Source organism: Pseudomonas sp. WS 5021 (genome assembly GCF_012985535.1).
Taxonomy (GTDB): Bacteria; Pseudomonadota; Gammaproteobacteria; order Pseudomonadales; family Pseudomonadaceae; genus Aquipseudomonas.
On the sequence record NZ_JAAQWP010000001.1, the window covers coordinates 1,348,616 to 1,362,646 of the forward strand.

2 protein-coding genes are annotated in these 14,031 nt (G+C 65.7%); both read left to right on the forward strand.

Translation table 11 applies throughout. The annotated features are described in order from the left end of the window. Positions 1–129: 129 nt before the first annotated feature. Positions 130–888, forward strand: coding sequence for an alpha/beta fold hydrolase (locus HBO19_RS06315; protein ID WP_169952550.1), 759 nt, complete (start codon positions 130–132; stop codon positions 886–888). A gap of 70 nt (positions 889–958) precedes the next feature. Continuing rightward, entirely contained in the window at positions 959–13,903 is a 12,945-nt protein-coding gene (locus HBO19_RS06320) for a non-ribosomal peptide synthetase (RefSeq protein ID WP_170057073.1), read from the forward strand. Positions 13,904–14,031 lie beyond the last annotated feature (128 nt).

Below are 14,031 nucleotides of genomic sequence, written 5' to 3' on the forward strand. Positions count from 1 at the left end.
ATTTTGCCGTGCCATCCGTTCTCATTGGTGACAGGCCAGCCAACACGCCGGCCATGGATTTGCACCCGGAGGACGACGACATGCGTTTGTATCGCGAGAACCCAGCGTTCCAGGCAGGGGTGGTCTGAGATGAGCACGTCGACCCGCTTGCGCCTGTTTTGCCTGCCCTATTCGGGCGCCAGCGCCATGTTCTACAGCCGCTGGCGCCGGGCGTTGCCCGAGTGGTTGCAGGTGTGCCCGCTGGAGTTGCCAGGGCGTGGCATGCGCATGGACGAACCCTTGCAGCGCGATATCAAGGCGCTCGCCGCGCAATTGGCCGGCGAGATCAGCGCCGAACTCGATGGCCCCTATGCCTTGTTCGGCCACAGCCTCGGTGGCCTGCTGGCGTTCGAGCTGGCCCACGCCCTGCGCGAACGCGGCCTGCCTGCGCCGCTGGCGTTGTTTGCCTCGGCCACCGCCGGCCCGGCGCGCCGGGATGTCAGTGAATACGCCGAGGAAAAAGACGACACCCAACTGATCGAGCGCCTGCGCACGCTCAAGGGCACCCCCGAGGACGCCCTGGCCAACCGCGAGTTGATGCAGCTGACATTGCCGATCCTGCGCGCCGACTTCCTCTTGTGCGGCAGCTTCCAGTACGGCGAGCGCGAGCCGCTGTCGATGCCGATCCATGTATTTGGTGGCAAGCAGGACGACGTGCGCGCCGACGAATTGCTCGACTGGCAGGAAGACACTGCCAGCGGTTTCTCCCTGGACATGTTCGAGGGGCACCACTTCTTCCTGGTGCAGCAGCAAAGCTCGCTGCTGCGCTGCGTGCGGCGCTACGCCGACGAACATTTGACCCGCTGGCGCCATGGCGCTGCACGGCGGGCGGCCCTGGCGACCGGCTGAACACGCCGCCACACGCCCACGCCCTCTATCCCCGATTTCCCCGTAAGCCGATTTCAGGCAGGAACCCCTCATGATGGACGCCTTCGAACTTCCCCGTACCCTGGTCCAGTCCCTCCAGCGCCGTGCCGCGCAGACGCCGGACCAGGTGGCCCTGCGCTTCCTGGCCGAGTCCGCCGACGACACCGTGGTGCTCACCTACCGTGACCTGGACCTGCGCGCCCGCACCATCGCCGCCGCCTTGCAGGCCTCGGCCGGCCCGGGCGAGCGTGCGGTGCTGCTGTTCCCCAGCGGCCCGGACTATGTCGCGGCGTTCTTTGGTTGCCTGTACGCCGGGGTGATCGCGGTGCCGGCTTATCCGCCGGAGTCCACCCGCCGTCATCACCAGGAGCGGTTGCTGTCGATCATCGCCGATGCCGAGCCAACCCTGTTGCTGACCAGCAGCGGCTTGCGCGACGCCCTGGGGCAGATCCAGGCAGCGCCGCCGTTGCTCTGCGTGGATGAACTGCACAGCGAACTCGCTGCCGATTGGGTTGCGCCACAGCTGCAGGACGACGATATCGCCTTCCTGCAATACACCTCCGGCTCCACCGCCTTGCCTAAAGGCGTGCAAGTCAGCCACGGCAACCTGGTGGCCAACGAATTGCTGATCCGTCGCGGCTTTGGCATCGACCTCAACCCCGATGACGTGATTGTCAGCTGGCTGCCGCTGTACCACGACATGGGCCTGATCGGCGGTCTGTTGCAACCGATCTTCAGTGGCGTGCCGTGTGTGTTGATGTCGCCCGCATACTTCCTCGGCCGCCCCTTGCGCTGGCTGGAAGCGATCAGCCAATACCGCGGGACCATCAGCGGCGGCCCGGATTTCGCCTACCGCCTGTGCAGCGAGCGGGTCAGCGACTCGGCCTTCGAGCGCCTCGACCTGAGCCATTGGCGCGTGGCCTATTCCGGCTCCGAGCCGATCCGCCTGGACACCCTGGAACGCTTCGCCGAGAAATTCGCCCGATGCGGCTTTACCCCCAGCAACTTCTTTGCCTCCTATGGCCTGGCCGAAGCCACCCTGTTTGTCGCCGGCGGCACCCGTGGCCAGGGCATCCCGGCCTTGCGCCTGGACGAACAGGCGCTGGCCGCCAACCGGGCGGAGCCTGGGCAGGGCAGTGCGATCATGAGCTGCGGCAGCAGCCAGCCCGAACATGGGGTGCTGATCGTCGAGCCCCATACCCTGGCCGAACTGGCCGACAACTGCATCGGCGAAATCTGGGCCACCGGCCCGAGCATTGCCCACGGTTACTGGCGCAACCCCGAAGCCACCGCCAAGACGTTCGTGCAGCACGCCGGTCGCACCTGGTTGCGTACCGGTGACCTGGGCTTTATGCGCGACGGCGAGGTGTTTATCACTGGGCGCCTGAAAGACCTGCTGATCGTGCGCGGGCACAACCTGTACCCCCAGGACATCGAGCAAACCGTCGAGCGCGAAGTGGAAGTGGTGCGCAAGGGCCGTGTCGCCGCGTTTGCGGTGAATGACCAGGGCCTGGAAGGCATTGGCATCGCCGCAGAAATCAGCCGCAGCGTGCAGAAAATCCTGCCGCCCGAGGCCCTGGTCAAAGCCATTCGCCAGGCCGTGGCCGAGGCCTATCAAGAAGCGCCGTGCGTGGTGGTGCTGCTCAATCCCGGCGCTTTGCCGAAAACCTCCAGTGGCAAGGTCCAGCGTTCGGCCTGCCGCACCCGCCTGGCCGATGGCAGCCTCGACAGCTACGCGCAGTTCCCTGGCCAGGCCGTGCAGGCGGGTGATGAGGCGCTTGCGTCGGGGTTGCAACAGCAGATCGCCGCGATCTGGTGCGAACAGTTGCAGGTCGCACAAGTGGCGGCCGATGATCACTTCTTCTTGCTCGGCGGTAACTCCATCAGCGCCACCCAGGTAGTCGCCCGCCTGCGCGAGACCCTGGGCCTGGAACTCAATTTGCGCCTGCTGTTCGAGGCGCCGGTGCTGGCTGATTTCGCCGCCAGCGTCGGCCAATTGCAACAGGACGGTGGCGTGGCCCAAGGCGCAATCAGCGCTTTGTCACGCCAGCAGGATATGCCGCAATCCCTGGCGCAGAACCGCCTGTGGATCACCTGGCAATTGGACTCGCACAGCAGCGCCTACACCATCCCCGGTGCCCTGCGCCTGCGCGGCGAGCTGGACGAAGACGCGCTGCACGCAAGCTTCGCGCAATTGGTCCAGCGCCATGAGGCGCTGCGCACACGTTTCTATGAGCGCGACGGCCAGGCCATGCAGTGTGTCGATGCCCAGCGCGAGTTTGCCGTGCAAGTCATCGACCTGCGCGACTTGCCCGTGGCCGAGCGTGAAGCCCGCGCCGCGCAGATCCGCGAGGACGAGGCGCGCACCCAGTTCGACCTGGAACAGGGCCCGCTGCTGTGGGTCACCCTGTTGCGCCTGGACGATGAAGATCATCAGTTGCTGGTGACCCTGCACCACATCATTGCGGACGGCTGGTCGCTGAATGTACTGCTCGACGAATTCTCGCGCCTCTACGCCGCCGCGTCCCAGGGCCAGGCCCTCGAGCTGCCGGCCCTGGCCGTGCAGTACGCCGACTACGGCAGCTGGCAGCGCCAATGGCTGGCCGAAGGCGAGGGCCAGCGACAGTTGGCGTACTGGCAGCAGCAACTGTCGCACGACCATCCCACCCTGAGCCTGGCCACCGACCACCCGCGCTCGGCCCAGCACCGACGCAGCGCTTCACGCTACAGCGTGCGCCTGGATGTAAGCCTCGGCGCAGCCATCCGCCAGACCGCCCAGGCCCACCAGGCCACGCCATTCGTGCTGTTGCTGGCGGCGTTCCAGAGCCTGTTGCACCGCTACAGCGGCCAGCGCGATATCCGTATCGGCGTGCCCAACGCCAACCGGGGGCGCCATGAAACCCAGGGCCTGATCGGCTTCTTTATCAATACCCTGGTGATGCGCGCCGAAGTGGATGGGCGCCTGCCGTTCAGCGAGCTGCTGGCGGCCACCCGCCTGGCAGCCACCGAGGCCCAGGCCCATCAGGACTTGCCCTTCGAACAACTGCTGGAAGCCTTCCCGCAAGCCCGTGAGCAAGGCCTGTTCCAGGTGATGTTCAACCATCAGCAGCGTGATCTCGGCGCCTTGCGCCGCCTGCCGGGCCTGCTGGCCGAAGAACTGCCATGGCACAGCCGCGAAGCCAAGTTCGACCTGCAACTGCACAGCGAAGAAGACCGCAATGGGCGCCTGAGCCTGTCGTTCGACTACGCTGACGAACTGTTCGACGCCAGCACCATCGCGCGTCTGGCCACGCATTTCGTCAACCTGTTGCAGGCGGTCTGCGCGCAACCGCAGCAGGCCGTGGGCGACCTGGCACTGTTGCAGGCCGACGAACACGCCGAGCAACGCCATTGGAGCGAGGCACCCTGCGCGCCGGCGCAGTGCCTGGTGCCGGAGCAATTCAACCAGCACACCGACGAGCGCACCGCCCTGGTCTGGCACGGCGCCAGCCTGACCTTTGGCCAACTGCACACCCAGGCCAACCGCCTGGCCCATTACCTGCGTGACAAAGGCGTCGGCCCGGACGTGTGCGTGGCGATTGCCGCCGAGCGCTCGCCGCAATTGCTGATTGGCTTGCTGGCGATCCTCAAGGCCGGCGGCGCCTATGTGCCGCTGGACCCGGACTACCCAGCCGACCGCCTGGCCTACATGCTGGCCGACAGCGGCGTGCAATTGCTGCTGACCCAGACCCACCTGCTGCACCAGTTGCCGGTGGCCGCGGGCGTGTCGGTGATCGCCATGGACAGCCTCAAGCTCGACAGTTGGCCGACCCAGGCGCCGGGCCTGCATCTCAATGCCGACAACCTCGCCTATGTGATCTACACCTCCGGCTCCACCGGCCAGCCCAAGGGCGTGGGCAATACCCATGGGGCCCTGGCGGAGCGTTTGCAGTGGATGCAGGCCACCTACCAGTTGGATGAACGCGATGTGCTGATGCAAAAGGCGCCGATCAGTTTCGACGTGTCGGTATGGGAATGCTTCTGGCCGCTGATCATTGGTTGCCGCCTGGTCCTGGCCGGCCCCGGCGAACATCGTGACCCCCATCGGATTGCGCAACTGGTCCAGGAACATGGGGTGACTACCCTGCATTTTGTGCCGCCCCTGTTGCAGCTGTTTGTCGATGAGCCGCTGGCGGCCGAGTGCACCAGCCTGCGCCGGGTATTCTCCGGTGGCGAAGCCTTGCCCGCCCAATTGCGCAATCGCCTCCTGGCGCTACTGCCGGCGGTGCAGTTGCACAACCGCTATGGGCCTACCGAAACCGCGATCAACGTCACCCATTGGCACTGCCAGCGTGCCGATGGCGAACGCTCGCCGATTGGCCGCCCCTTGGGCAATGTGATTTGCCGGGTGCTGGACGAGCAATTCAACCTGCTGCCCGCAGGTGTGCCGGGTGAGCTGTGCATTGGCGGCATCGGCCTGGCGCGCGGTTATCTGGGGCGTGCAGGGCTGACCGCCGAACGGTTTGTCGCCGACCCACTGGGCGCGGCCGGCGCACGTCTGTACCGCACCGGCGACCGCGTGCGCTGGGCGGCCGACGGGGTACTGGAGTACCTCGGGCGCCTGGATCAGCAGGTCAAGCTGCGCGGGTTTCGGGTCGAACCGGAAGAAATCGAGGCGCGGTTGCTGGCCCAGGACGGTATCGCCCAGGCGCTGGTGCTGATCCGCGACACCGCCGGCGGTGCGCAGTTGATCGGTTACTACACGGCCAGCGGCGAGTTGGATGAGCCGGACGTGAAAGCCGCCCTGGCCGCCGAATTGCCGGAGTACATGGTGCCGGCGCAACTGATCCGCCTCGACGTCATGCCCCTGAGCCCCAGCGGTAAAGTGGACCGCCGTGCCTTGCCGGAACCGGTGTGGCAGGTGCGTGAACATGTGGAGCCGCAAACCGCCCTGGAACAGCAGATCGCTGCGATCTGGCGCCAGGTCCTGGGCCTGCCGCGCATCGGCCTGCGCGACGACTTCTTTGCCCTTGGCGGCCATTCGCTGCTGGCCACGCAGATCATCTCCCGCACACGCCAGGCCTGTGATGTGGAGCTGGCGCTGCGCACCTTGTTCGAAGCCAGTGAGCTGGGGGATTTTGTCGAGCAGGTGCGGCTGATCCAGGCCAGCGGCCAACGCAACCAGCAGACCGCGATTGGCAAGGTGGACCGCCGCCAGGCGGTGCCGTTGTCCTATTCCCAGCAGCGCATGTGGTTCCTCTGGCAAATGGAGCCGGAAAGCCCGGCCTATAACGTCGGCGGCATGGCGCGTTTGCGCGGGGTGCTGGATGTGGGGCGTTTCGAGGCGGCGTTGCAAGCCCTGATCATGCGCCACGAAACCCTGCGCACGACCTTCCCAAGTGTCAATGGCGTGGCCCAGCAGAAAGTCGCCGCGCAAAGCAGCGTGCGCATGAGCTGGCAGGACTTTTCGGCACTGCACGAGGCTGAGCGTCAACAGCGCTTGCAGCAACTGGCCGATCAGGAAGCTCACAGCCCATTCAACCTGGAAACCGGGCCGTTGTTGCGCGCCTGCCTGGTCAAGGCGGGCGAGCAGGAGCACTACCTGGTGCTGACCCTGCACCATATCGTCACCGAAGGCTGGGCCATGGACATCTTTGCCCGTGAACTCAGCGCGCTCTACGAAGCCTTTATCGATGAGCGCGAATCGCCCCTGGAGCCGTTGCCGGTGCAGTACCTGGACTACAGCGTGTGGCAGCGCCAATGGCTGGAGGCCGGCGAGCGCCAGCGCCAGCTCGATTACTGGACCACGCAGTTGGGCAACGAGCATCCGCTACTGGAACTGCCCGCCGACCGGCCACGCCCGGCGGTGCAAAGTCACCAGGGCGAGCTGTACCGCTTTGACCTTGGCGATGAACTCGCCGCCAAGGTGCGCGCCTTCAATGCCGAGCATGGCCTGACCCTGTTCATGACCATGACCGCGACCCTGGCGACGCTGCTTTACCGCTACAGTGGCCAGACCGACTTGCGCATCGGTGCGCCGGTGGCCAACCGCATCCGCCCGGAAAGCGAAGGGCTGATCGGTGCGTTCCTCAACACCCAGGTACTGCGTTGCCAGCTCGACGGGCAGATGCGTGTCGCTGAGTTGTTTGAGCACGTGCGTCACACCGTGATCGAAGGCCAGTCCCATCAGGACCTGCCGTTCGACCACCTGGTGGAAGCCCTGCAACCGCCGCGCAGTGCTGCGTATAACCCGCTGTTCCAGGTGATGTGCAACGTGCAGCGCTGGGAGTTCCAGCAAAGCCGGCAATTGGCCGGGATGACGGTCGAATACCTGGCCAACGACGCGCGTGCCACCAAGTTCGACCTCAACCTGGAAGTCACCGACCTCGACCATCGCCTGGGTTGCTGCCTGACCTACAGCACCGACCTGTTCGACGAGCCGCGCATTGCGCGCATGGCCGCCCATTGGTGCAACCTGCTGGAGGCGCTGATCGCCGATCCGCAACAGCGCCTGAGCGAGCTACCGCTGCTGCAAGTCGATGAACAGCGCGCCCTGCAAGACAGCCTCGGCATCGAGGCCGGCGAGCATCGTCTCGACCAGTGCATCCATCATCTGTTCAGCGCCCAGGTGCAAGCCCGTCCGGATGCGCTTGCGCTGACGTTCGCCGGCCACACCCTCAGCTACTGCGAGCTGGACAGCCGCGCCAATCGCCTGGCCTGGATGCTGCGCGAGCGTGGGGTGGGCCCGCAGGTGCGGGTCGGCCTGGCGCTGCCGCGGTCCCTGGAAATGGTCATTGGCCTGCTGGCGATCCTCAAGGCTGGTGGCGCCTATGTGCCGCTGGACCCGGAATACCCGCTGGACCGCCTGCACTACATGATCGAAGACAGCGGCATCGGCCTGTTGCTCAGCGATGCGGCGATGTTCGAGGCCCTTGGCGAGTTGCCCGCCAGCGTCAGTTGCTGGTGCCTGGAAGATGACCTGCCGGTGCTCGCCAACTACCCGGCCAGCGACCTGCCGGCGATCAGCCTGGCGCAGCATCAGGCGTACCTGATCTACACCTCCGGTTCCACCGGCAAGCCCAAGGGCGTGGTGGTGTCCCACGGTGAAATCGCCATGCATTGCCAGGCGGTGATCGAGCGCTTTGGCATGCGCCCCGACGATTGCGAGCTGCACTTCTATTCGATCAACTTCGACGCCGCCACCGAGCGCCTGCTGGTGCCGTTGCTCAGTGGCGCGCAGGTGGTGTTGCGCGCCCAGGGTCAATGGGATGCCGAAGAAATCTGCGGGCTGATCCGTGAGCATCGCATCAATATCCTCGGTTTTACCCCAAGCTATGGCAGCCAGTTGGCGCAATGGCTGGCCACGCAAAACCAGACCCTACCGGTGCGCATGTGCATCACCGGCGGCGAGGCGTTGACTGGCGAACACCTGCAGCGCATCCGCGCGGCGTTCCAGCCGGCGCTGTTCTTCAATGCCTATGGGCCGACCGAAACGGTGGTCATGCCCCTGGCCAGCCTGGCCCCCGAGGTGCTGGAGGAGGGTGCCGCCAGTGTGCCGATCGGCAGCATCATCGGCGCGCGGGTTGCCTACGTCCTGGATGCTGACCTGGCGCTGGTGCCCCAGGGTGCCACCGGTGAGCTGTACGTGGGCGGCGCCGGCCTGGCCCAGGGTTATCACCAGCGTGCGGGCATGACCGCCGAACGTTTTGTAGCCGACCCGTATGCCGATGGCGGACGGCTCTATCGCACGGGCGACCTGGTGCGCCAACGCGCCGATGGCCTGGTGGAGTACCTGGGGCGGATCGACCATCAGGTGAAAATCCGTGGTTTTCGCATCGAGCTGGGCGAAATCGAAACCCGCCTGCTTGAGCATGAGGCGGTCCGTGAGGCGGTGGTCCTGGCCCTGGATGCGCCGAGTGGCAAGCAACTGGCGGCGTACCTGGTCAGCGATGCCAGCGACCACACCGCCTTGCGCGAGGCACTCAAGACCCACCTCAAGGCGCAACTGCCGGACTACATGGTGCCCGCGCACCTGATGGTGCTCGACAGCATGCCGCTGACCGCCAACGGCAAGCTCGACCGCCGCGCCTTGCCGCAACCGGACCCCGAGGCCAATCGGCAAGCGTACGTGGCGCCGAGCAATGAGCTGGAGCTGAGCCTCGCCGCGATCTGGTGTGCGGTGCTCAACGTGCAGCAGGTCGGGCTGCACGATAACTTCTTCGAGCTGGGTGGCGATTCGATCCTGTCGATCCAGGTGGTCAGCCGGGCGCGGCAGGCGGGGATTCACTTCAGCCCCCGTGACCTGTTCCAGCACCAGACCGTGCAGGCCCTGGCCGCAGTGGCCACGCGCAGTGAGCAGATCACTGCCGAGCAAGGTGTGTTGACTGGCCCCTCGGGCATGACGCCGATCCAGCAGTGGTTCTTTGACAGCGAGATCCCGGCGCGTCAGCACTGGAACCAGGCCCTGGTGCTGGCGCCGGTGCAGGCCCTCGATCCCCGTCGCCTGGAGCAGGCACTGTTGGCCGTGCTGGAACACCACGACGCCTTGCGCCTGAGTTTCACCCAGCGCGACGCGCAATGGCATGCCGAGCATCTGGCCGTGCCGCAAGGCGGCGTGTTGTGGCTGGCCCAGGTGACGGATATGCAGCAGTGCGAGGCGCTGTTCGCCGATGCCCAGCGCAGCCTCGATCTGGAGCACGGTCCGCTGCTGCGCGCCTTGCTGGTGGACGGGCCGATTGGCCAGCAACGCTTGCTGATCGCGATCCATCACCTGGTGGTGGACGGCGTGTCCTGGCGCGTCTTGCTTGAAGACCTGCAAAACGTCTATCGCCAATTGGGCGACGGCCAGGCGGTCAGCCTGCCGGCCAAGACCAGTGCCGTGCGCGACTGGGCCGCCCGTTTGCAGGCCTACGCCAGCAGCGAATCCCTGCGCGAAGAACTGAGCCTATGGCAGCAACAGTTGGCCGGTCCGCCGGTTGCGTTGCCGGTGGACCGGGCGCACGGCAGCCTGCGCAATCGCGATGCCGAGACGGTCAGCGTGCGCCTGGATGCCGAGCGCACCCGGCAGTTACTGCAACAGGCACCGAGCGCCTATCGCACCCAGGTCAACGACCTGCTGCTGACGGCATTGGCCCGCGTGCTGTGCCGCTGGAGCGGGCATGCATCGACCCTGATCCAGCTGGAAGGCCATGGCCGCGAAGCGCTGTTCGACGAAATCGACCTGACCCGCAGTGTGGGTTGGTTCACCAGCGCTTACCCGCTGCGCCTGACCCCAGTGGATATCGAGGAGGCCAGCGGGCAGGGCGCGTCGATCAAGGCGATCAAGGAGCAACTGCGTGCGGTGCCCCACAAGGGCCTGGGCTATGGCGTGCTGCGCTACCTGGCCGACAGCACTTGTCGCCAGGCCATGGCGGCGTTGCCGAGCGCTTCGATTACGTTCAACTACCTCGGGCAGTTCGACCAGAGCTTCGACAGCCAGGCGCTGTTCCACCCGCTGGACGTATCTGCCGGCCCGGCCCATGACCCGGCCGCACCGCTGCCCAACGCCTTGAGTGTGGACAGCCAGGTGTACGGCGGCGAACTGGTGCTGCGCTGGACCTTCAGCCGCGAGCGCCACGACCACCAGACCATCAGCGAACTGGCCGATGCCTACCTGGGCGAGTTGCACAGCCTGATCGCCCATTGCCTGCGTGACGATGCCGGTGGCCTGACGCCGTCCGACTTCCCCCTGGCGCACCTGACCCAGGCGCAGCTGGATGCGTTGCCGGTGCCGGCCTGCGCCATCGAGGACGTGTACCCGCTGACGCCCATGCAGGAAGGCCTGCTGTTGCATACCCTGCTGGAACCGGGCACCGGCCTCTATTACATGCAGGATCGCTACCGCATCAACAGCGAGCTCAACCCCGAGCGTTTTGCCCTGGCCTGGAAGGCCGTGATCGCCCGGCATGAAGCCTTGCGTGCGTCATTCTGCTGGAACGTCGGCGAAGATATGTTGCAGGTGATCCACAAGCCCGGCAGCACGCCGATCGAGTACCTGGACTGGACCGGCACCCCGGCCGAGCAACAGGAGCCACGCCTGCAAGCCCTGCTGAAAAGCGAGCGCGAGGCCGGTTTCGATCTGCTCAACCAGGCGCCGTTCCACCTGCGCCTGATCCGCGTCGGCGAGGCTCGCTACTGGTTCATGATGAGCAACCACCACATCCTGATCGATGCCTGGTGCCGCTCGTTGCTGATGAATGACTTCTTCGATATCTACACCGCCCTGGGTGAGGGCCGCGAGGCACAACTGGCCGCGCCGCCGCGCTATCGCGACTATATTGCCTGGCTGCAACGCCAGAACCTGGCCGAGGCGCGGCAGTGGTGGCAGCAGAACCTGCAAGGGTTCGAGCGCACCACACCGATCCCCAGCGACCGGCCATTCCTGCGGGAACACGCCGGCCATAGCGGCGGCATGGTGGTGGGGGACTGCTATACCCGCCTGGATGAGCGCGATGGGGCGCAATTGCGCGAGTTGGCCCAGGCTCATCAACTGACCGTCAATACCTTCGCCCAGGCGGCGTGGGCCTTGGTGCTGCGGCGCTTGAGCGGCGAGCGTGACGTGCTGTTCGGCGTCACCGTGGCCGGGCGCCCGGTGGACATGCCGCACATGCAGCGCACGGTCGGCCTGTTTATCAACAGTATCGCCCTGCGGGTCAAGTTGCCCGAGGACGATCAGCCGTGCAGCGTGCGCCAGTGGTTGAGTGGCTTGCTCGACAGCAATATGCAACTGCGCGAATACGAGTACCTGCCGCTGGTGACCATCCAGGAGCACAGCGAACTGCCCAAGGGCCAGCCGCTGTTCGACAGCCTGTTCGTGTTTGAAAACGCTCCGGTGGAAGTCTCGGTGCTGGACCGCGCGCAAAGCCTGAACGCGACCTCGGACTCGGGCCGCACCCACACCAACTTCCCGCTGACGGCGGTGTGCTACCCGGGCGATGACCTGGGCTTGCACTTGTCCTATGACCAGCGTTATTTCGATCAAAGCACCGTGCAAGGCATGCTCGCCGAGTTCAAGCGCCTGCTGTTGGCGTTGGTGCAGGGCTTCCATGGCGATATGGCCGACCTGCCGCTGATTGGCGCGCAGGAGCGTGTGTTCCTGGTGGACGCTTGCAACCAGAGCGCCCATGAGTACCCGCTTGAGCGCAGCTACGTCGAACTGTTCGAGGCGCAGGTGGCGCAGCATCCGCAGCGCATTGCCGCCAGTTGCCTGGACCGGCAGTGGACCTATGCCGAGCTGAACCAGCGCAGCAATCGCCTGGGCCATGCCCTGGTCGCGGCGGGTGTCGGCCTCGACCAGCCGGTGGCGCTGCTGGCCGAGCGTGGCCTGGATCTGTTGGGCATGATCATCGGCAGCTTCAAGGCCGGTGCCGGTTACTTGCCGCTGGATCCCGGGCTGCCGAGCCAGCGCTTGAGCCGGATCATCGACCTGAGCCGCACGCCGTTGTTGGTGTGTACTGCGGCCTGCCGCGAGCAGGCGCAGGCGTTGCTCGAGGATTTTGCCTGTGGTGCGCGGCCGAAGTTGCTGGTGTGGGAGGAGTTGGCAGGTGTCGACAGCAATCCTGGGATCTACAGCGCCCCGGACAACCTCGCCTACGTGATCTACACCTCCGGCTCCACCGGGCTGCCCAAGGGCGTGATGGTCGAGCAGCGCGGCATGCTCAATAACCAATTGAGCAAGGTGCCGTACCTGCATCTGAGCGAGCAGGATGTGATCGCCCAGACCGCCTCGCAAAGCTTTGATATCTCCGTGTGGCAGTTCCTCGCCGCGCCCTTGTTTGGCGCGCGGGTGGATATCGTGCCCAACACCATTGCCCATGACCCGCAGGGCTTGCTGGCGCATGTGCAGGCCCAGGGCATCACGGTGCTGGAAAGCGTGCCGTCGCTGATTCAGGGCATGCTCGCCCAGGACCACATCAGCCTGGACGGCCTGCGCTGGATGCTGCCGACCGGCGAGGCGATGTTGCCGGCGCTGGCGCACCAATGGCTGCTGCGTTATCCGGACATCGGCCTGGTCAACGCCTACGGCCCGGCGGAATGCTCGGATGACGTGGCGTTCTTCCATGTCGACCTGGCCTCGACCCGTGGCACCTACCTGCCGATTGGCACGCCGACCGACAACAACCGTTTGTACTTGCTCGACGGCGCGCTGGAGCTGGTGCCGCAAGGTGCGGTGGGCGAGCTGTGCGTGGCGGGCACCGGGGTCGGGCGCGGTTATGTCAGCGATCCGCTGCGCACCGCCCAAGTGTTTGTGCCGGATCCGTTTGGAGCGCCGGGGGAACGCCTGTACCGCAGCGGCGACCTGGCGCGGCGGCGCAGTGATGGGGTGCTGGAGTACGTCGGGCGTATCGACCATCAGGTGAAGATTCGCGGCTACCGCATCGAACTGGGTGAAATCGAGGCGCGCCTGCATGAGCAGCCCGAGGTGCGTGATGCGGCGGTGGGCGTGCAGGAGGGGGTCAATGGCAAACACCTGGTGGGTTACCTGGTGGCGAGCGATGCCAGCCTTAACCCTGGCGAGCGCCTGGACCGCATCAAGCAGCGCCTGCGCAGCGAACTGCCGGAGTACATGGTGCCGTTGCACTGGCTGTGGCTGGAGCGCCTGCCCCTGAACGCCAACGGTAAGCTCGACCGCAAGGCCCTGCCGGCCCTGGAGATTGGCCAGTTGCACAGCCAGGACTACCTCGCGCCGCGCAGCGAACTGGAGCAGACCCTGGCCACGATCTGGGCCCAGGTGCTGAAGGTCGAGCAGGTGGGCGTGCTGGATAACTTCTTCGAGCTGGGTGGGCACTCGCTGCTGGCCACGCAAATCGCCTCGCGGGTGCAGAAGAGCCTGCAACGGGATGTACCGCTGCGGGCGATGTTCGAATGCAGCACGGTGGCAGAACTGGCGACGTACATCGAGGGCTTGGCGGCCCATGATATCAGCGCCGGCACAGTGGACCGGCTGAGTGATTTGATGGCTGAGCTGGAGGGGCTTTAAGCCGGCAAAGGCGGCGCCCGCAGATGCTGCGGGCGTTCCGCCGTTGGTCGGTTATGCGCATTGTCGGTGTGTGAACTGTCAATTCTGACAGTAGGCAAGGCTTGTATTCCAAGCGTTAGATAACAGCA